Annotated in this window: 19 protein-coding genes and 2 tRNA genes; 1 reads left to right on the top strand and 20 read right to left on the bottom strand. The window is 45.9% G+C overall.

What is annotated here, in order from left to right; all coding sequences use genetic code 11:
- Positions 1-46: 46 nt before the first annotated feature.
- From BLQ44_RS13045 to BLQ44_RS13105, 13 genes are all read right to left on the bottom strand, one after another.
- Positions 47-120 (bottom strand) — tRNA-Arg (locus BLQ44_RS13045).
- Positions 121-122: 2 nt separating this feature from the next.
- Positions 123-196: transfer RNA gene (locus tag BLQ44_RS13050), tRNA-Gly, on the bottom strand.
- 83 nt (positions 197-279) lie between these two features.
- The gene (locus BLQ44_RS13055) at positions 280-810 is read right to left on the bottom strand and encodes a metallophosphoesterase (RefSeq protein ID WP_093194352.1); all 531 of its coding nucleotides are present in this window, start codon (positions 808-810) and stop codon (positions 280-282) included.
- A gap of 3 nt (positions 811-813) precedes the next feature.
- Positions 814-1,410 carry an XTP/dITP diphosphatase gene (locus BLQ44_RS13060; RefSeq protein ID WP_093194353.1) on the bottom strand — a complete coding sequence of 199 codons (597 nt, stop codon included), beginning with the start codon at positions 1,408-1,410 and terminating at the stop codon, positions 814-816.
- Entirely contained in the window at positions 1,410-2,174 is a 765-nt protein-coding gene (rph, locus tag BLQ44_RS13065) for a ribonuclease PH (RefSeq protein ID WP_093194354.1), read from the bottom strand. Before rph ends, BLQ44_RS13060 begins: the two co-directional genes overlap by 1 nt.
- A 108-nt stretch (positions 2,175-2,282) precedes the next feature.
- Positions 2,283-3,098 (bottom strand): glutamate racemase, encoded by an 816-nt coding sequence (gene racE / locus BLQ44_RS13070; protein WP_093194355.1) that lies wholly within the window; start codon positions 3,096-3,098, stop codon positions 2,283-2,285.
- Between the two features lie 26 nt (positions 3,099-3,124).
- Positions 3,125-3,562 carry a MarR family winged helix-turn-helix transcriptional regulator gene (locus BLQ44_RS13075; RefSeq protein WP_245688171.1) on the bottom strand — a complete coding sequence of 146 codons (438 nt, stop codon included), beginning with the start codon at positions 3,560-3,562 and terminating at the stop codon, positions 3,125-3,127.
- A 195-nt stretch (positions 3,563-3,757) separates the two neighbouring features.
- Positions 3,758-3,982 (bottom strand): helix-turn-helix domain-containing protein, encoded by a 225-nt coding sequence (locus tag BLQ44_RS13080; RefSeq protein ID WP_093194356.1) that lies wholly within the window; start codon positions 3,980-3,982, stop codon positions 3,758-3,760.
- Between the two features lie 90 nt (positions 3,983-4,072).
- A complete protein-coding gene (locus BLQ44_RS13085) occupies positions 4,073-4,729 on the bottom strand; it encodes a response regulator transcription factor (RefSeq protein WP_093194357.1) in 657 nt (218 codons plus the stop codon).
- Entirely contained in the window at positions 4,704-6,869 is a 2,166-nt protein-coding gene (locus BLQ44_RS13090) for a sensor histidine kinase (protein ID WP_093194358.1), read from the bottom strand. Before BLQ44_RS13090 ends, BLQ44_RS13085 begins: the two co-directional genes overlap by 26 nt.
- Before the next feature lie 80 nt (positions 6,870-6,949).
- Complete coding sequence (gene sdhB / locus BLQ44_RS13095; protein WP_093194359.1) at positions 6,950-7,708, bottom strand: succinate dehydrogenase iron-sulfur subunit; 759 nt, start codon at positions 7,706-7,708, stop codon at positions 6,950-6,952.
- 14 nt (positions 7,709-7,722) lie between these two features.
- Positions 7,723-9,474, bottom strand: coding sequence for a succinate dehydrogenase flavoprotein subunit (sdhA, locus tag BLQ44_RS13100; protein WP_093194360.1), 1,752 nt, complete (start codon positions 9,472-9,474; stop codon positions 7,723-7,725).
- A gap of 40 nt (positions 9,475-9,514) precedes the next feature.
- Entirely contained in the window at positions 9,515-10,135 is a 621-nt protein-coding gene (locus BLQ44_RS13105; protein WP_093194361.1) for a succinate dehydrogenase cytochrome b558 subunit, read from the bottom strand.
- Positions 10,136-10,400: 265 nt separating this feature from the next.
- On the opposite strand from BLQ44_RS13105, the gene BLQ44_RS13110 reads away from it, so the two are divergent.
- Positions 10,401-10,835, top strand: a complete 435-nt coding sequence (locus BLQ44_RS13110; RefSeq protein WP_093194362.1) for a DUF2507 domain-containing protein — start codon at positions 10,401-10,403, stop codon at positions 10,833-10,835.
- A 30-nt stretch (positions 10,836-10,865) separates the two neighbouring features.
- Here BLQ44_RS13110 and uvrC read toward each other — a convergent pair whose 3' ends face one another.
- The 7 genes from uvrC to BLQ44_RS13145 all read right to left on the bottom strand — a co-directional run bounded on the left by uvrC (position 10,866) and on the right by BLQ44_RS13145 (position 18,382).
- Entirely contained in the window at positions 10,866-12,662 is a 1,797-nt protein-coding gene (gene uvrC, locus BLQ44_RS13115; protein WP_093194363.1) for an excinuclease ABC subunit UvrC, read from the bottom strand.
- Between the two features lie 147 nt (positions 12,663-12,809).
- Positions 12,810-13,124 (bottom strand): thioredoxin, encoded by a 315-nt coding sequence (gene trxA, locus BLQ44_RS13120; protein ID WP_093194364.1) that lies wholly within the window; start codon positions 13,122-13,124, stop codon positions 12,810-12,812.
- A gap of 316 nt (positions 13,125-13,440) precedes the next feature.
- Complete coding sequence (locus BLQ44_RS13125; RefSeq protein WP_093194365.1) at positions 13,441-14,421, bottom strand: electron transfer flavoprotein subunit alpha/FixB family protein; 981 nt, start codon at positions 14,419-14,421, stop codon at positions 13,441-13,443.
- A gap of 27 nt (positions 14,422-14,448) precedes the next feature.
- The gene (locus tag BLQ44_RS13130) at positions 14,449-15,222 is read right to left on the bottom strand and encodes an electron transfer flavoprotein subunit beta/FixA family protein (protein WP_093194366.1); all 774 of its coding nucleotides are present in this window, start codon (positions 15,220-15,222) and stop codon (positions 14,449-14,451) included.
- Positions 15,223-15,241: 19 nt separating this feature from the next.
- Complete coding sequence (locus BLQ44_RS13135) at positions 15,242-16,009, bottom strand: enoyl-CoA hydratase (protein ID WP_093194367.1); 768 nt, start codon at positions 16,007-16,009, stop codon at positions 15,242-15,244.
- A gap of 15 nt (positions 16,010-16,024) precedes the next feature.
- The gene (locus tag BLQ44_RS13140; RefSeq protein WP_093194368.1) at positions 16,025-16,612 is read right to left on the bottom strand and encodes a TetR/AcrR family transcriptional regulator; all 588 of its coding nucleotides are present in this window, start codon (positions 16,610-16,612) and stop codon (positions 16,025-16,027) included.
- A 75-nt stretch (positions 16,613-16,687) separates the two neighbouring features.
- Positions 16,688-18,382: a long-chain-fatty-acid--CoA ligase gene (locus BLQ44_RS13145; RefSeq protein ID WP_093194369.1), complete on the bottom strand. Its 1,695-nt coding sequence runs from the start codon at positions 18,380-18,382 to the stop codon at positions 16,688-16,690.
- Positions 18,383-18,867: the final 485 nt, after the last annotated feature.

The raw sequence follows: 18,867 nt of genomic DNA on the forward strand, positions 1-18,867 counted from the left end.
AAATAAAAAACCTTATGAACGTAGTGTTCACAAGGCTTTTCAGCAGCGTCCCAAGTAGGATTCGAACCTACGACCTACAGCTTAGAAGGCTGTTGCTCTATCCAGCTGAGCTATTGGGACAATGGAGCGGGTGAGGAGAATCGAACTCCCGACATCAGCTTGGAAGGCTGAGGTTTTACCACTAAACTACACCCGCATCTCGGTTTGTTATGTAATGCGACGACAAAGAAAAGTATACGACGAATAGATGAAAAAGTCAATGGAACCGGAGAGAAAAAATCATTTTTTCTCTCCGAGGTCCATTTCCACTTCCAGGTTATCCATTTTCAATCCATTCATGTGATGGTAAGTGACCGTCAGTACTCTTTCTCCCTTGGTCCACTCCACTAATGCATACGTCGGTTCTTCGCGGTCTCTTGGCAGTCGGCAGCTGCCCGGATTCATTACCAGCTTGTCTCCGACTTTTTCTACTCCAAGCATATGGGAATGACCAAAGCAGGCGACGTCCGCCCCGGTTTCTTCCGCTCTGTAAAAGATCGGCATCAGCGTCTGTTTCACCTGGAGCAAGTGTCCGTGGCCTACAAAGAAGCGAAGCCCTTCGACGTCGACGACCTGCTCTTCTTCCATGTCAGGCTCGAAGTCGCAGTTTCCTTTGGCGTAATAGAAGCCTTTCAGTTCTTCGGAATCTGCAGCGAGCTCCGAATCTCCGCAGTGGATCATCGCATTCACTTCCTGCTCGTGGCGCTGTTTCACTTGCATCAGTTCATCTGTCAGTCCGTGACTGTCGCTGATCACTAACACTTTCGGCATTAGTTATTCCCCTTTCTCTCTAAGCCAGCCTTCTAATTTCTTCAGGGCGTTTCGTCGGTGGCTGATACTGTTTTTCTCTTCTGCTGTCAGTTCTGCCATCGTCCGCTTGTACCCGTTCGGAATGAAAATCGGATCATATCCGAATCCGTGCTCCCCTCTTGGTTGAAGAGCGATCGCCCCTTCACACGTTCCGCGCTTTGTGAAAGATTCCTCTCCCGGAATCGCCACCGCAATGACACAGACGAAACGCGCCGTTCTGTCTTTCACTGACGTACTCCCGAGTTCGTTGAGTACTTTTTCCAAGTTCTTTTTGTCGTTCTTCTCTTCCCCGGCATATCTCGCTGAATAAACACCAGGGCGTCCATCCAGGGCGTCCACGACAATACCTGAATCATCAGCGATGACAGGGATATTCCATTTCCGGGAAATCGTTTCCGCCTTCAATAGAGCATTCTCTTCGAACGTTTCTCCGGTCTCTTCTACGTCAATGTCCTCTTCAAAATCCTGAAGGGACTTTACCCTCGTACCAAGAGCCGAAAACATCTGTTCAAACTCTTTCACTTTTCCTTTATTGTTCGTAGCTATCACGATCTCTTTCATTACGAACTCTCCTCTTGGCGGTCTTTGTAGTTCTTGATTGCGCTCGCCCACGTGCCGATCGCTTCTTTCTGACGAAGCATCAGTTCCGAAATGGCTTCTGATGATAATTCAAGCATTGTATTCAGCTGCTTCATGGAGAAAGTGGCTTCTTCTCCTGTGCCCTGGACTTCTACAAATTCGCCTTCTCCGGTCATGACGATATTCATGTCAACATCAGCTTTACTGTCTTCTTCATAGCAAAGGTCGACAATCTCTTCACCGTCGACGACACCTACGGAGATGGCAGCAAGGTAGTCCTGTACGGGTAGTTCTTTGATTTTCCCTTTATCCACCAATGTTCCGAGCGCATGAACGACGGCAATATATGCCCCTGTGATGGATGCCGTTCTCGTACCACCGTCTGCCTGGATGACGTCGCAATCCACCCAGATTGTACGTTCACCGATTGCTTCAAGATCGATGACGGAACGAAGCGATCTGCCGATGAGGCGCTGTATCTCCATCGTTCTTCCGGACACTTTCCCTTTGGATGATTCACGGATGTTCCTCGTCTCCGTCGCACGCGGCAGCATGGCATATTCCGCTGTGATCCAGCCTTTGCCCTGCCCGCGCAGGAATGGTGGCACCCGGTCTTCGACACTTGCATTACAAATCACTTTCGTATCTCCGAATTCTATAAGAACAGACCCCTCAGGGTGTTTGATATAATCTGTCTCTATTTTGATCGCTCTCAATTCTTTCACTTTTCGCTCATCTGTTCTCAACGCGAATTCCTCCTCCGATTTCCATTGCTTCCTGCCTAATCATAACACAAATCATCTCGGTTCTCACTCATACAAAAAGCCACCATTACAGTGGCTTTGACAGGTGACTCAAAAGATTTCGACAGGATCGAGTTCAATGACCTCGAAGGTATCGAGCGGGCCTTCGAACCATTCATCCGCTATTTTCTTGAATTTATGGAAGTCTCCCGTCGTATAAAATTTATAAATAGGAGGAAGATTCCCTTTTTCCTGAAGATGATTGTAGGAAAGGATCAGACTTGCTTCCCTTGCCGTTTCTTCTCCGGAGCTGATAACGTTGATAGAAGCCCCCATTTCGTTCTGGATGACGTCTCTGATCAACGGATAGTGGGTGCATCCAAGTATGAGTGTGTCGATGCCGTTCTTGTCTTTCAACGGCTTCAGCGTCGTTTTCACCACTTCCTCCGCTTCCGGCCCCTCTAGTACTCCTCTTTCCACCAGTGGGACGAAAGGGGGGCAGGCCTGACTGTTTACGTGGATCGACTCATCAATGCTTTTGAGCGCTTCCGGATAAGCTTGGCTTCGCACGGTACCTTCAGTTCCGATAACACCGATCCGCTTATTTTCACTGAAAGTGATGGCGGCTCTGGCCCCAGGTTCGATGACTCCGAGCACTGGAATTTCAAGCTTCCGCTTCAACTCGTTTAGTGTAAATGCAGTTGCTGTATTACAGGCGATGACGAGCATTTTAATATCGTGTTTCTTCAAGTGCTCTACCATTTCCCACGTAAATGTGCGAACTTCTTCTTCTGTGCGCGGCCCGTAAGGACACCGTTTCGTATCTCCGATATAAACGATGGATTCTTTAGGCAACTGCCTCATCAATTCTTTCGCTACCGTCATCCCTCCGACACCCGAGTCGATGACTCCAATTGGTCGAACCATTCTGATCCCTCTTCTTCTGTATGTCTTTAGTTTGTTAGTTGCATCATTTTTTCATGCATATGTCCGAGCAGGACTCCGAATTGCTGCTTCTCTTCGTTCGACAAACCTTCCAGCAACTCTTCCAGATAAGTCCTTCGTTTCTCGATCACTTCCTGAATGACTCGTTCCCCGGAACGCTTTATGTAAACACGAACCACTCGTCGGTCTTTTTCGTCTTTTTTTCTTTCGACAAAACCGAGAGCTTCCAACCGATCTATCATATCAGTCGTTGTGCTGTGTGCCAAGTGCATATGCTTGGCTATCCTACCGATAGTAATTTCCCTTTGATCAGACACCCATTGAAGAGCCACGAATTGTGGAGGGGATATGTCATAATCCTCGAGAATCTCCCGGCCTTTATCTTTGACACCGGCTGAGACATAACGTAAATCGATCTCCATTTTCTCTATCCATTCATCTGCCACGGGCGCCTCACTCCTGTCTTCCGTTGAAGTCTTTAGAATATATTCTCTCTGTTTACGGATAGAATATCAAGAAAAACGTGAGAATAATTCAAATTTTCAGGCATGGTTGAAGTCCATACCTGAAAATTCGAAAAGATGAAACATACGGTTCTGAATGTAATAGGTTCAGGTACCACATCCAGAAGCTCCCACGATTCAAAGATCCAGTTCTCCGAGCTTGATAAGCTCGAGTACAGCCTGGGAGCGTCCTTTTACTCCGAGCTTCTGCATCGTATTTGAAATATGATTTCGCACCGTTTTTTCTGAAATGAATAATTCATCGGCGATCTCTTTCGTTGTTTTATCCTGAATGAGCAGCTCGAATACTTCTCTCTCCCGTTTCGTTAGTATGTTTGCTGGTCGGTAGTCTCCGTCTTTCACAGACCTCCCCCTCCTTTTTTCAGCGAAGTGACACGGAGGGAATTATTTAGTCACCTTATTCTATGTTTACACCACGAGGTCTGTGTAGCCTTAAACCTTAGATATGAGCCCTAATTCCTGAGCTTTGTACAATGCTTCTGTCCGAGATCTTACATCAAGCTTGTTGAAGATGCCTGTTAGAGTGTATTCGACACTTCTCTGGGACATGTGGAGGGCGCTGGCAATCGCCTTGTTGGTAAGACCATTCGATACCTCTTTCAGAATCGCCTGTTCTTTCTCATTCAAAGACAGGGCCTCTTCTTCTTTCGTCCAGTTCATCCGGATTGATGTGGCACTTGCCTCGGTTCTGCGAAGCTGTTTGAAGAGATGGAGAGGAATGACCACTTCATCCCTCTCCGCACACCTGATCGCAGTAAGCAGTTGTTCCTGCGAAGCTGTCTTACTGACGAACCCGTCGATTTCCGCTTCTACAAGCATATTGAAATGTGTACTAAGGTCGAATCCTGTGTAAATAAGTGTCGTAATCTCAGGCCACTCTTTCTTCAAGCGTTTCGATAATTCAATTCCGTTTACTCCGGGCATGTATAAATCGATTAGAAGGACGTCATACTCTCCTCTTTTCACCATGGCCTCGACTTCTGTCGCTTCTTCCACCACATCGACTTCCATCTCACTATTCTGTTCGATCATCGCTTTCGTTCCTGTTCCCACGGCGGGGTGGTCATCCACGATCAATATTTTCGTCATGTCTCTCTCTTCCTTTCTGATGAAGCGGGAAAATGATTTCCGCTCTGAACCCTTCCCCTTTTGCTGTGTCGATATTCAGCGTTCCTTTCAGACCGTTCACCCGATGTTCAATACCGGAGAGACCTATGTGAGTGAACGCGTCCCACTTATAACTTTTATCCATGCCTTCTCCGTCATCTTCATAAGTGATTTTCACTTCATCCCTGTCCCCGAATAGACGTAAATGCACATGCTTGGCACCACTATGCTTCATTGTATTCGTGAGCAGCTCCTGAACAATTCTATAGATGGTCAGCATCATTTCCTGGTCTAACTCTGTATGAAAGTGCTTTGCGTAAAGGTAGACCGTAAAGTTGGAGCGAAGCTGATATTGCTGAATGAGATTATCAAGGGACTGCACAAGCCCCACTTCCTTCAGAAAGGTAGGGCGCAGCTCACTACACGTTTCTCTGGTCAGATGAATACTGTCCAGCAGCTGCTCCTTGTACATAGATAATTCGGAGCGAAGCGAAAGCGGCAGTTCTTCCCTGTTCGTATGAAGTTCATCCATACGACGGTACAGATAAAGAAGTTCCTGAAGAACCGTATCATGAATATCAATCGACAGCTGCTCCCGCTGTTCTTCGGATATTTTGAAAAGAAGTCTCGAGAGCCAGGCAGGATACTGGTTCGTTTTATCACTCTTCAATGTCTGTAGCTGTTTCATCAAATCTTCAATCAGACTCATATTCTCGATAGCAATATTCGCATTCATGGAAATGATCTGCAGATATTTCTTCTCTTCCCTATTCAATGTCGTAAAATCCTGCTTCCCTCTGCTGAAAATCACTGTGATTTTATCCAGGGACTCCGACACGACGATACCGAACCCTTTCTCTGTCTCGATGATCTCTCCCACTTCAAAATCCCTGTTATGAAACGTTTTCTGGAGATGCGGAAGCAAATCCTCCGGTAACGGATCATTCACACAGAACATATGACGTTTCGTGTGGTAAGAATAGGCGTGCGTCGTGGTCAGCACGAGCGTATCAGTTATTTCACTACAGATCTCATCCATGAGATCGACAGCACTATACTGATCCTTGAAGTTACTCGTCACTTTATGCAAGCTCTCCTGGAAGTTCGTGCGATCGGAGAACAACACGCGCTGAAGACGGAAATTCACCACCTCCACAATCGTCAATACCAATGTCAAAACGAGAAAGCTCGAAAATAATAGTTGCATGTACATCTCAAAAGATAGGGACCAGTCGATGATCAGGTTAGCCATGAAAGCGATAAGGATACTCGGCACTAAAGAGATCAATGCATGATAGCGCAATCGTTGCAGTAGAAAATTGATATCGATGAACTGCTGCTTCGATAAAAGGTACAGAAAAGTGATCGGCAGCGCAATCAGACAGAAAGCGGCGTACTCGATTCCGATCACCGGCATACCGGTCAGCAACTTCGGGATGAGGTACAAGAATACATAAGGAGCAAACGTCACCGTCACTCCAATGCTTATATATTTGAAAAATGAACGGTAGACCGTATGACGAAGCGTAACCATCCCCGCATATACGACGCTGAACATAAGCGCATAGAAAAAAAGAAGAATGACGTATTGTACCTGATTCATCCAGGCCAGAGTTTCCCCATTAATCAGCCCGTACACATCGAAAAATACGGAAAGCGCGAAAAGTACGTACGCCGATTGGTAGACCCATTTACTGAAGAAGTAGGTTTCCACCTCTTCAAAGTAGACGTACAAAAAGTGGATGAAAAGCACCGGAGCTCCGATAAAAGCAACGGAATTCGCAAAAATATTGAAACTGATCTGCTGTATAGCCCCCCCGGTACTGACATACCCAAGAGCAAGAACATGAAAGAACAGAATCATCAGGCGAATCGAGTGAGTATTCGGCATACGTTTATGAATAAACGTACTGATGAACAGTGTAATCACAAAATATGTAAGCGGAATAATAATAAAAAATATCAAGTAGAAAGCAAAAGGCGTCAAATTCCAGTGCATACTGAACCGAGAATGACGATCACCATCAAAAAGATGAGCCACCTCTTCCGAATAGGAGTTCGTAATCAGAAATATCCCCAATACGATGGTGATGCTTATACAATAGTAGAACCATTTGTTCATGATCTTCAATCCTCCCTTCTCTATACTAAATAGTAAAAAAAGCTGTGTCCACTATGGACACAGCTTTTTCTGAAACTTGATCATTTATCGCTTCCGAAGAAACTCTTGAATGACTCGACTGCTGTATCACGATACAGAGCAGCCAGAGACGTCGTAAGCGGAATACCTTTCGGGCAAACCTGAACACAGTTCTGCGCATTTCCGCAACCCATGATCCCTTCTTCGTCCATGATGGACTGAAGACGTTCACTGCTGTTCATTTCTCCCGTAGGATGAGAGTTGAACAGTCGGACTTGGGAAAGTGGGGCTGGTCCGATGAAGTCGGACTTGCTGTTCACATTCGGGCACGCTTCAAGGCAAACACCGCACGTCATGCACTTGGACAACTCGTATGCCCACTGACGCTTCGTTTCTGCAACACGCGGTCCTGGACCGAGATCGTACGTCCCGTCGATGGGAATCCAGGCTTTCACTTTCTTCAGGGAGTCGAACATGCGACTTCTATCTACGGCCAGGTCACGAACAACCGGGAACGTCGTCATCGGCTCCAGATGGATCGGCTGCTCCAGCTGATCCACAAGAGATGTACACGATTGCTGAGGTTCTCCATTGATGACCATGGAGCAGGCCCCACATACTTCCTCGAGACATCCCATTTCCCAGAAGACCGGAGTCGTAGCCTCTCCGTCTGCATTGACGGGATTCCTTCTGATTTCCATCAAAGCGGAAATGATGTTCATATTCTGTCGGTACGGTACGCTGAACGTTTCTTTATACGGTTCGCTTTCAGGATCATCCTGTCTGGTGATGACCAGCGTAATATTCTTCTCTTCACTCACGATGAAGGACCTCCTTATTTACTCTTCGAATAGTCACGCTTACGCGGTTCAATCAAAGAAGTATCTACTGCTTCATAGCTGATGACAGGTTCATTGTTCTCTTTGTCGTACGTTGCGATCGTCGTTTTCAGAAAATCTTCATCATTACGATCCGGGAATTCCGGCTTGTAGTGGGCACCACGACTTTCGTTACGGTTATAGGCACCAAGAGTTACGACGCGTGCCAATTGCAGCATGTTTTCCAACTGACGGGTGAACATAGCTCCCTGGTTACTCCAGCGGGATGTATCATTGATATTGATACGCTTGTAGCGCTCCATAAGCTCCTGGATCTTTTCGTCCGTTTTCAGAAGGTTATCATTATCACGTACAACGGTTACGTAGTCTGTCATCCATTCTCCAAGCTCTTTATGAATCTGATAAGCGTTCTCGTCTCCGTCCATCTTCATGATTTCTTCGAAGCGGTCCTGCTCAGCCTGCAGATGATTCTGGAAAACGTCTCTTTCCATATCTTCCACGTGCTCCTCGAGACCTTCCGTATACTTCACGGCGTTAGGTCCTGCAACCATTCCTCCATAGATAGAGGATAGGAGCGAGTTGGCACCTAGACGGTTCGCACCGTGCTGGGTGTAGTCACATTCTCCGGCTGCAAAGATTCCTGGAATGTTCGTCATCTGGTCGAAATCGACCCACATACCGCCCATGGAATAGTGAACAGCCGGGAAGATTTTCATCGGAACTTTACGAGGGTCTTCGCCGACGAATTTCTCGTAGATTTCGATGATTCCACCGAGTTTGACATCAAGCTCTTTGGAATCTTTATGGGAAAGATCGAGATATACCATGTTCTCTCCGTTGATCCCGAGCTTCTGGTTCACACATACGTCGAAGATTTCACGAGTGGCGATGTCCCTGGGCACAAGGTTTCCGTATGCCGGATACTTCTCTTCAAGGAAATACCAGGGCTCTCCATCTTTGTATGTCCATACTCGACCACCTTCCCCGCGAGCCGACTCACTCATCAGTCGAAGCTTATCGTCACCAGGGATTGCGGTAGGGTGGATCTGAATGAATTCTCCGTTTGCGTACTTCACTCCCTGCAGGTAAAGAGAAGCTGCAGCGGAGCCTGTGTTGATGATCGAGTTCGTCGATTTACCGAAGATGATTCCAGGTCCACCTGTCGCCATAATCACTGCATCTGCAGGGAAATCTTTGATTTCATGACTATTTATGTTCTGAGCAACGACACCACGGCCGACGCCTTTATCATCGACGATAGCAGAAAGGAATTCCCAACCTTCATATTTCGTAACAAGACCGTTCACTTCATGTCTTCGTACCTGCTCATCCAGGGCATAAAGCAACTGCTGCCCTGTGGTAGCACCCGCATAAGCTGTACGGTGGTGCTGTGTACCACCGAAACGACGGAAATCAAGAAGCCCTTCAGGAGTACGGTTGAACATTACTCCCATACGGTCAAGCAGGTGGATAATTCCCGGTGCGGCATCACACATTGCCTTAACCGGCGGCTGGTTAGCGAGGAAGTCTCCTCCATAAACGGTGTCATCGAAATGCTCCCAGGGAGAATCCCCTTCCCCTTTGGTATTCACTGCTCCGTTAATACCGCCCTGAGCACATACGGAGTGGGAACGTTTGACGGGTACAAGGGACAATAGATCCACATGTACGCCTTCTTCTGCTGCTTTGATTGTTGCCATAAGGCCTGCTAAGCCTCCCCCGACAACAACGATATTTTTATTTGACATTTTTGATGCTCACTCCCTTGATCACTACTCTATCCTTTGTTTATATGCCGTAAGCGAACTGAATCAATGTACGGACGCCGATATAAGCCAGTGCTAAAAATACGACCAGTGATACATAAGTCATAATACGCTGGGATCTCGGTGTAACTGTAATTCCCCAGCTGACGAAGAACGACCACAGTCCGTTAGCGAAGTGGAATGTCACAGACAATACCCCAACTATGTAAAACCAGAAAAAGAATGGTTGCGTTAAGATATCTTCCATGAGCTGATAGTTGAGCTCTTCCCAGCCGAAACCGACAGCTACTCTCGTCTCCCATACGTGCCAGGCGATGAATATCAACGTCAGAATACCCGTGATTCGCTGGAATACGAACATCCAGTTACGGAAGTATCCCTGTCTGTTTACATTGAAATTGGATTGGAACGCAATATACACTCCATAAATCCCGTGAAACAGCAGCGGTAAAAAGATAATAAAAATTTCCAGAACATAACGATACGGCAAAGCTTCTATCAAATGAGCAGCCGCATTGAATGCTTCTGGACCCCTCGTTGCGAAATAGTTTGTCGTTAAATGCTGAAATAAAAATACTCCGAGAGGTATAACCCCTAATAGTGAATGCAATCTCCTGTTTACATAGCCTCGTGAACCTGCCATATTTACCCCCCTCAATTCCTGTACCTGATGGATTTTATGTACATATTTTCAGATATTAAAGCGCTTTACACTCGTCCAAAAGAAGAAAGGAGATAACTTTCTCCTTTTATCTGAAAACGTACAATTTGTGACACACTTATTGTACTTCGATAGAACAATACCGTCAAGAAGGCAACTTCCTTCTTCAGGTAATTGTTTCCACGTTCTCCTATTGCACAAACTCTTTTTTCAAGTAATAATAAAACAAAGAAAGGAAGGATTCATCTTGCAGAACACACCTAAGTTCACCACAGAGAACATCGAAACGATGGTAACGACCGGAGCCGGTTTCGATATACTGCGTTATTTCACCCTCCCTGAACTGCTCGGAGAAGACGCTGAGCATATTCTATACATAATGGGAAGAAACATCGCAAGACACACCGATATCCATTCTCCGGAAGATATCGTCCACTTCGTCCAATATTTTGGATGGGGAGAACTGACAGAAATGAAAGCGTCCAAAAAAGAGCGGACATTCTCCCTTTCCGGACACGTGATTGAAAAGAGGTTGAGCCAGGATGTCCTGGATATCAATATGAAATTAGAAGCAGGGTTCCTCGCTGAATGCTTCACACGTCTTGAAGACGAATTATTCGAATGCCGCGAAGAAACGGACAAAAAGAACCAGCGGATCCTGCTGACCATCTATCACCTTTGAAGCGGCATAAATTTGGGAAGAACCGGTCCTTTATTCCTCGACTGGTTCTTCTTGATTTTCATTCAGGTGAATATTAATCGTACGAGCTACCGGCTCAGGCACACCCAGTTTCATCATTTCCTCTATTTCCGCGTTCTTGATCGCTTCGATAGATTTAAAATGCCTCAACAATAATTTCCTTCTTTTCTCTCCAACTCCCGGGATGTCATCGAGCTCAGACTGTAAAGCACCTTTCCCGCGCAACTGACGGTGGAAAGAGATAGCGAAGCGGTGAACTTCATCCTGGATACGCTGCACCAGATAAAAAGCCTGAGATTGCCTATCCAGATTCACAGGCGAAGGCGGATCCCCGTAAAGCAGTTCACTCGTTTTGTGTTTGTCATCCTTGGCCAGACCTCCGAGTGGTATGTCGAGCCCCAGTTCATTCTCGAGAACATCTCTGGCTGCTGACATCTGACCCTTCGCACCGTCCACGATGATGAGGTCCGGCAGCGGTTTGTCTTCTTTCAACACACGAGAATAACGACGTTTGATGACTTCACGCATGGTTTTATAATCATCCGGACCGGTCACTTCTTTGACTTTGAATTTACGGTAATCTTTCTTGCTCGGCTTTCCATCGATGAACGTGACCATTGCTGAAACCGGATCGGCGCCCTGGATGTTAGAGTTATCGAAGGCTTCGATACGGAGGGGTGCTTCAATGTTCATAGCTTCTCCAAGAGCGTCTACAGCCTTGACAGTCCTCTCTTCATCTCTTTCGATAAGAGCGAATTTCTCTTCAAGTGCGATCTCCGCATTCTTCTCCGCCAGCTCTACAAGCTCTTTCTTCCTGCCTCTCATCGGAATATTCACATCCGTATCAAGTGCTCCTTCCAGCACCTTCGTATCGGTTCCAAGTGGAACGAGTACCTGTTTGGGATAAAGGTGATTCTGGTGAAGGTAGAAGCTTGCAATCGAAGACAGGAAAGTCTCCTCTGGGTCATCAAAGAACGGGAAGATCGAAACATCCCTTTCGATAAGTTTTCCTTGCCTCACGAAAAACACCTGTACGCACATCCAGCCTTTATCGTATGAGTAACCGAACACATCACGGTTCACCTGATCACTCATGGTCATCTTCTGTTGTTCCATGACCGATTCGATATGCGTGATCTGATCCCTCAATTCTTTGGCTCGTTCGAAGTCCATATTTTCGGAAGCCTCATACATCCTTCTCTCGATGTCCTTTTTAATGGTTCCGTGTCCTCCATTCAAAAATGAAGTGAGTTCCTGGACGATTTGCTGATTCTTCTCTTTCGAAACCGGGAATTCACAAGGACCGAGACATTGATGCATATGGTAATACAGACAGACCCGGTCGGGCATCTTATTACATTTCCTTAAAGGGTACAGGCGATCGAGAAGTTTCTTCGTCTCTCTTGCGGCTATGACGTTCGGGTAAGGACCGAAATACTTTCCTTTGTCCTTTTTCAATTTCCTCGTCACGATAAGACGCGGGTGCTCTTCCGCTGTCACTTTTAGATAAGGGTAGGTCTTATCATCTTTCAGTAGCACATTATATTTCGGGTCGTGCTTCTTGATCAGGTTCATTTCTAAAATCAGGGCTTCGATTTCAGAAGTGGTGACGATATATTCGAAATCTGTAATCTCACTGACGAGCCGCTGTGTTTTCCCATCGTGTGCGCCTGTAAAATAAGATCGCACGCGATTCTTCAGTACTTTGGATTTACCTACATAGATGATCGTGCCCTGACGATCCTTCATGAGGTAACAACCAGGCTGATCGGGGAGGACAGCAAGCTTTTCTTTGATCGCATGGTTCATTGTTGTTCACTCCATTATAGATACTACCTATGTACAGGACATTCCCTCTATGGATACTGAAAAAACAGGAGATGTTCCTCTATTTTCCACCTGTACATTTGCTTTCAAAAAAAGCCATGCTGTGAAATACAGCACGGCTTATATGATTTATGCGTGTTTCTTGATTACTTCTGTCAGCTGCTCTTTCGGTTGGAAACCGACAACCTGGTCTACAACTTCTCCATTCTTGAAAAGAAGAAGCGTCGGGATGCTCATGACACCGAATTTGCTTGCTGTTTCCTGGTTCTCATCAACGTTGAGTTTTACGATTTTTACATCATCGTTCATTTCTTCATCGATTTCCTCAAGAACTGGAGCTATCATTTTACATGGTCCACACCAAGGAGCCCAGAAGTCCACCAATGCCAGACCATCATTTGTTTCTTGTTCAAAGTTTTGATCACTTGCTGTTACAATTGCCATACATAATTCCTCCTAACAACTTGTGTTTGTACCGAGTATATCATTACGACCGGTACGTGACTAATAATTTGTTTATCTTCGTATGAAGATTCCCTTATCCTATCCATCCTTGCCATTTAGGGTCCACTTTATTTTCCATGAGCCATAAAATCGTTGCCGAATCATGGATATATAAGACTGCTCTCTTCGCCCTTCCTGGTAAAAATACTGGATGGCTATTATTATCCTACATGTTTCGATCGCATGACGCCAAAATTAAGCTCAAAAAAGAATCGGCCACGAACTCAAGGTCCGGACCGATTCAGACGAATAGTGGTTATGCATTCACTTTCATATTTCTGATCTCTTCGGTGAGTTTCGGTACGATTTCGAAAATATCTCCGACGAGACCGTAATCAGCAATGTTGAAAATATTCGCTTCAGGATCTTTGTTGATGGCTACGATCACTTTGGAGTTCGACATCCCGGCAAGGTGCTGGATAGCTCCTGAGATTCCGCAGGCGATGTAAAGGTCGGGAGTTACGACTTTCCCTGTCTGACCGATCTGCAGGGAATAATCACAGTATCCGGCGTCACAGGCTGCACGGGAAGCTCCTACAGCTCCTCCGAGCTCGTCCGCAAGCTCCTGAAGAGGTTCGAACCCTTCGGCACCTTTGACGGCGCGACCACCGGCTACGATAACTTTCGCTTCGGAGAGATCCACGCCTTCCGATGTTTTACGGATCACTTCTTTGATGATGGTACGGATGTTCTGCACATCCACGTCAAGCGAAGATACATCGCCTGAACGACTTTCATCCTTTTCAAGAGCAGCAATGTTATTCGGACGGATCGTGACGAATGTAAGCCCTTCAGTGATGACCTTTTTCTCAAAAGCTTTCCCGGAGTAAATAGGTCGTGTGAAGACAAAACCGTCGTCTCCCTCTTCGACTTCCGTCACATCAGAAATCAGACCTGTTTCCAATTGGCTGGCTAATTTCGGAGTGACATCCTTCCCGATGGATGTGTGCCCCATAACGATACCGTCCGGATTTTCCTGATCGATAACCGCTTTGTACGCTTGCGCGAAGCCGTCAGGTGTATACGTTTTCAATTCAGGGTTCGAAACGGTGACAGTACGATCGGCTCCGTACTGAATCAACTCATTAGCCATCTCTTCCAGGTTTCCATCTCCACACAGAGCAGCTACGACTTCTCCCCCTTCACTGAGTTTCTTCCCTAAGGCTACTGCTTCAAAGGAGACGTTTCTGAGCTCCCCGTCTTTCGCTTCTGCAATCACTACTATATTTTTACTCATGATCTCTTCTCCTTTCCGTTACTTTATTTACAGTACTTTCGATTCGTTTTTCAGAAGACTTACGAGTTCTTTCACCTGCTCATCCGCTTCTCCTTCTAATACCTTTCCTGCCTGTTTCTCAGGAGGTAGGAAGATTTCAAGGGTTTTCGTCTTCGGTTCCACATCATCTTCATCAAGGTCCAGATCATCGATTTCGATCTCTTCCAGAGGTTTCTTTTTCGCTTTCATGATTCCTGGAAGGGAAGGGTACCTCGGCTCGTTCAGCCCCTGCTGACAAGTTACAAGAAGTGGAAGACTAGTCTCCACTTTCTCTACATCTCCTTCTACGTCCCTCTCAATCGATACTGTGTCGCCTTCGATGGAGATGTCCGTAATCGTCGTGACAAACGGAATGTCAAGACGCTCCGCCAGTCTTGGTCCCACCTGACCGCTCGCTTCATCGATAGCGACGTTTCCTGCAAGAATGATATCAGGCTCGTTCTCTTTGAAATAGGCTTCGAGAATTCTTACGGTCGTAAACTGATCCCCTTCATCAAGATCGTCTTCGGTATTGATCAGTACGCTTTTATCTGCTCCCATCGCAAGAGCTGTGCGAAGTTGCTTCTCCGCATCCTCTTCGCCGATTGTCACGACCGTAACCTCACCGCCGTGTGCATCTCTGATATTGATAGCTTCCTCTACCGCGTATTCATCGTAAGGGTTGATGATGTACTCTGCACCATCGTCTTCTATTTTTCCACCGCTGATCGATATTTTCTCTTCGGTATCAAATGTTCTTTTAAGCAATACATAAATGTTCATCCTGGATTCCCTCCTATATTTATTTATCCTGAAATACAGGTTTTCTCTTCTCGATAAAGGCTTTCACACCTTCAGAGGCATCTTCTGTGCGGAACACCTCTTCGAAGCGGCTTGCTTCATCTTTCAACCCGTGGTTCAAGGTCGACTCATATACATTCGGCACAAGCTTCAGTACATGTTCAATAGATGGCTTACTTTTCGATGCAATCGAAGCAGCGATTTTCCTTACGGCGTCCATAAGTTCTTCTTCTTCAAACGCCCGGTTGGCAAGTCCCATAGCCACTGCTTCCTCACCGCTTACAGGTTCTGCCGTAAGAATCATCTCGTAAGCTTTGGCATCCCCCACATACCTCGGAAGTCGCTGCGTACCTCCGAATCCTGGTATGATACCCAGGCTCAGTTCCGGAAGGCCGATCTTCGCGCTCTTCGTCACGAATCTCATATGGCAGGATAAAGCCAGCTCCAGACCTCCCCCGAGTGCTGCTCCATGAATGGCAGCGATGAAAGGTGCGTGGAATTGCTCGATCCGATCGAAAACCGCCTGGCCTTTAAAAGCCATGTTTTCCTTCCCTCCCTGGAACTCGGTGAACTCTTTGATATCTGCTCCGGCAGAAAAGAATTTACCTTCTCCTTTGAGGATGACGGCTTTCAACGACTTTTCCGCTTCTAGTTCATTCAGGATCTCATTCAATTCCTGAAGAATCGTACTGGAAAGAGCATTCGCCGGCGGGCTCTGAATCGTAATTTCAGCAATATGGTCCTTCACTTCATATGTCAATGTATCCATAAGCTTCCCCCCTACTTACTTTTTCTTAAGTAATCCTTCTATGATCAATTCATGAACATCTTCCGCTTGTTTATTAATGTCATAATGCTGTTCTTTCATTACCCAGTTGGTCACGACTTCATCAATGGTTCCAAAGATCATTTGCCGCACAAGTTTTCTGTTTATGTTTTCTCGAAAGACCTCTTCCCTGATCCCCTCTTCGACAATGCCGTCGATGACATCTAAGTATTTTTTCAGTACAGAATTGATTTTCAGACGCAGATCTTTGTTGGATTGACGAAGCTCGAGCTGAGTAACTACAGCCAGATGATAATCCTTTGATAATAGATCGAAATGGGTCTCGATCAATATATAAAGTTTCTCGGAAGGTGTCTGTCTGGCAGTTGTTTCTCCCTGGATCTTTTCGATGAATTGCCCCATCTTTTCCTGAAAAAGAGAAACGAGAATATCTTCTTTATTTTTGAAATAAAGATAGATGGTACCGTCCGCTACACCTGCTCGTTTAGCGATTTTAGAAACTTGAGATGAATGATATCCATTTTCAGCAATCACTTCGACAGCTGCATCGATGATTTGTTTGTATTTCGGTTTGGATTGTTTCATGTGTGTTCTCCTGCCTTTAGAAATAGTGAATGAATCATCATTCATCTCTCATTCTACTTATGAAGTATCATTCTGTCAACTATGCGTGCTCAGCTTTTTCTTTTCTTCTTCTACCAGATTTCTTCTTAGAATTTTACCTACGGCCGTCTTCGGCAGTTCATCTCTGAATTCATACAGTTTCGGAACTTTATAGATTGCTATATTCTTCTTGCAGAAAGCATCCAGCTCTTCTTCAGTGAGAGTACTTCCTTCTTTTCGGACGACAAAGGCTTTCACCGTTTCTCCACGGTAAGGATCAGGCACACCTACGACAACAGCTTCCTGGATTTCACTGTGTTCATAGAGGATCTCTTCGACTTCTCTCGGATAGATGTTATAACCACCGGCAATGATCATATCTTTCTTCCGGTCGACGATATAGAAATATCCGTCTTCATCCATGTAACCGATATCTCCCGTACGGAACCAGCCATCTTCACTCAGAACCTCTGCTGTCTCTTCAGGCTTATTCCAATACCCTTTCATTACCTGAGGACCTTTGACGACGATTTCTCCTACTTCTCCGGTTTCTGCATCTTTCTCTCCGGAAAGATCGAGAATCTTCGCATCTGTGTTCGGCCATGGGACTCCTATACTTCCAGGTACCCTCTTACCCCATACCAGATTCGAGTGGGTCACGGGAGAAGTTTCAGTCAACCCATACCCTTCGACGAGCTTTCCTCCTGTCACTTCCTCAAACTGTTCGATGACTTCGACTGGTAACGGTGCAGAGCCGCTGATACAAGCTTCAATGGAAGAAAGGTCATACTTGTGGATCTTCGGATGATTCAACAGACCAATATAAATGGTAGGAGCTCCCGGGAACAAGGTCGGTCTCTGTTTATCAATGGTCTTCAGAACATCTTCCACCTCGAATTTGGGGATAAGAATGATTTTGAAGCCCATCATGATCGATAAGTTCATGACCGAAGTCATTCCGTACACATGGAAGAAAGGCAACATACCAAGGGTCACTTCTTCTCCTTTTTTACACTTATACAACCAGTCCACCGACATTTGCGTATTGGCTACGAGATTATAGTGAGTGAGCATGACGCCTTTCGGATAACCGGTAGTCCCACCCGTATACTGCAGGAGTGCCAAGTCTTCTTTCGGATTGATCGGAACCTCCTGGACCGCGGGCACCTCGGATTTGAATATCTTTCTCCATAGATGAGTATCCACGCTATGTTCCGGCTTCACCACCATCTTGTACTCTTTTTTCTGGACAAAAGGGTACAGGGTACTCTTCGGAAACGGAAGATAGTCCTTGATGCCGGTCACCACGATATGCTCCAGATCCGTATCCGCTTTTACAGAAGCCGCTTTCGGATACAGGACATCCAGACAAATGATCATTTTCGCCCCTGCATCCTTCAGTTGATACTGAAGCTCTCGTTCTGTGTACAGAGGGTTCGTCTGTACTACAATCCCCCCTGCCATAAGTACTGCGTAATAGCTTATGACCGATTGAGGTGTATTCGGCAGCATGATGGATACACGATCCCCTTTATTCAGACCGTGTTGCTGCAGGTAACCCGCCAGGTGACAGGCCTCTTCATACACTTCCTTATAAGTCATTTCTTTCCCCAAAAAATAAAGCGCTTTCTTTTTTTCGTAAACACGAGCACTTTCTTCGAGGAAATAGTGCAAAGGTTGCTCATCGTACTCTTTCTCGATTTCGATTTCTTCTGGATAATGCTGATGCCAGAGCTTTTGTGCCTGGGTCATTCATTCCCCTCCTTTGAACAGGTTACTTTTATTATAACGGCAATTGACAGAAAAATGAATAATATTAAGAAAAAAAGCGGAGCCATTCGTTTAGAAGCCCGAAATATAAGTGGGCCATCCCGTTTCAGAAAAGATCATCTGAAGCCAGGATGGCCCACTTATATTTCGGGCTTCTGAATGGCACAGCTAGATTACGTGTAAAAAGTGGAAATTTCCGTTTAGAAACCCTGGCCCGGTCCGCAGAAATCATCTGGAGGTCCTCAAATGACCGTCGAATATCGTCGAAAGTCCGCAAAAATGCTAGCAAGGTCCGTAAAAACCCCCAGTAAGTCCGCAAACAGAAAAATCCGCCAATTTCTCAAAACAACAAAAAAGCCGGGACCCAGTCCCGACTCATAACACTGAAAGAAATATGATACCTGCAATAAAGAAAACGACAGACACCACAATAAGTACAATAGCTAAAGTCTTCATCGTCCGCTCCC

Origin of the sequence: Salimicrobium halophilum (assembly GCF_900100295.1) — a bacterium.
Classification (GTDB): Bacteria; Bacillota; Bacilli; order Bacillales; family Halobacillaceae; genus Salimicrobium; species Salimicrobium halophilum.

Coding starts and splice junctions, on each gene's coding strand:
- BLQ44_RS13085 (WP_093194357.1), bottom strand. CDS start 4,729: ATGACGAAAATATTGATCGTGGATGACCACCCCGCCGTGGGAACAGGA.
- racE (WP_093194355.1), bottom strand. CDS start 3,098: ATGGTTCGACCAATTGGAGTCATCGACTCGGGTGTCGGAGGGATGACG.
- BLQ44_RS13055 (WP_093194352.1), bottom strand. CDS start 810: ATGCCGAAAGTGTTAGTGATCAGCGACAGTCACGGACTGACAGATGAA.
- BLQ44_RS13130 (WP_093194366.1), bottom strand. CDS start 15,222: ATGAACATTTATGTATTGCTTAAAAGAACATTTGATACCGAAGAGAAA.
- sdhA (WP_093194360.1), bottom strand. CDS start 9,474: ATGTCAAATAAAAATATCGTTGTTGTCGGGGGAGGCTTAGCAGGCCTT.
- trxA (WP_093194364.1), bottom strand. CDS start 13,124: ATGGCAATTGTAACAGCAAGTGATCAAAACTTTGAACAAGAAACAAAT.
- BLQ44_RS13105 (WP_093194361.1), bottom strand. CDS start 10,135: ATGGCAGGTTCACGAGGCTATGTAAACAGGAGATTGCATTCACTATTA.
- BLQ44_RS13135 (WP_093194367.1), bottom strand. CDS start 16,009: ATGGATACATTGACATATGAAGTGAAGGACCATATTGCTGAAATTACG.
- BLQ44_RS13145 (WP_093194369.1), bottom strand. CDS start 18,382: ATGACCCAGGCACAAAAGCTCTGGCATCAGCATTATCCAGAAGAAATC.
- BLQ44_RS13140 (WP_093194368.1), bottom strand. CDS start 16,612: ATGAAACAATCCAAACCGAAATACAAACAAATCATCGATGCAGCTGTC.
- BLQ44_RS13060 (WP_093194353.1), bottom strand. CDS start 1,410: ATGAAAGAGATCGTGATAGCTACGAACAATAAAGGAAAAGTGAAAGAG.
- uvrC (WP_093194363.1), bottom strand. CDS start 12,662: ATGAACCATGCGATCAAAGAAAAGCTTGCTGTCCTCCCCGATCAGCCT.
- BLQ44_RS13090 (WP_093194358.1), bottom strand. CDS start 6,869: ATGAACAAATGGTTCTACTATTGTATAAGCATCACCATCGTATTGGGG.
- BLQ44_RS13125 (WP_093194365.1), bottom strand. CDS start 14,421: ATGAGTAAAAATATAGTAGTGATTGCAGAAGCGAAAGACGGGGAGCTC.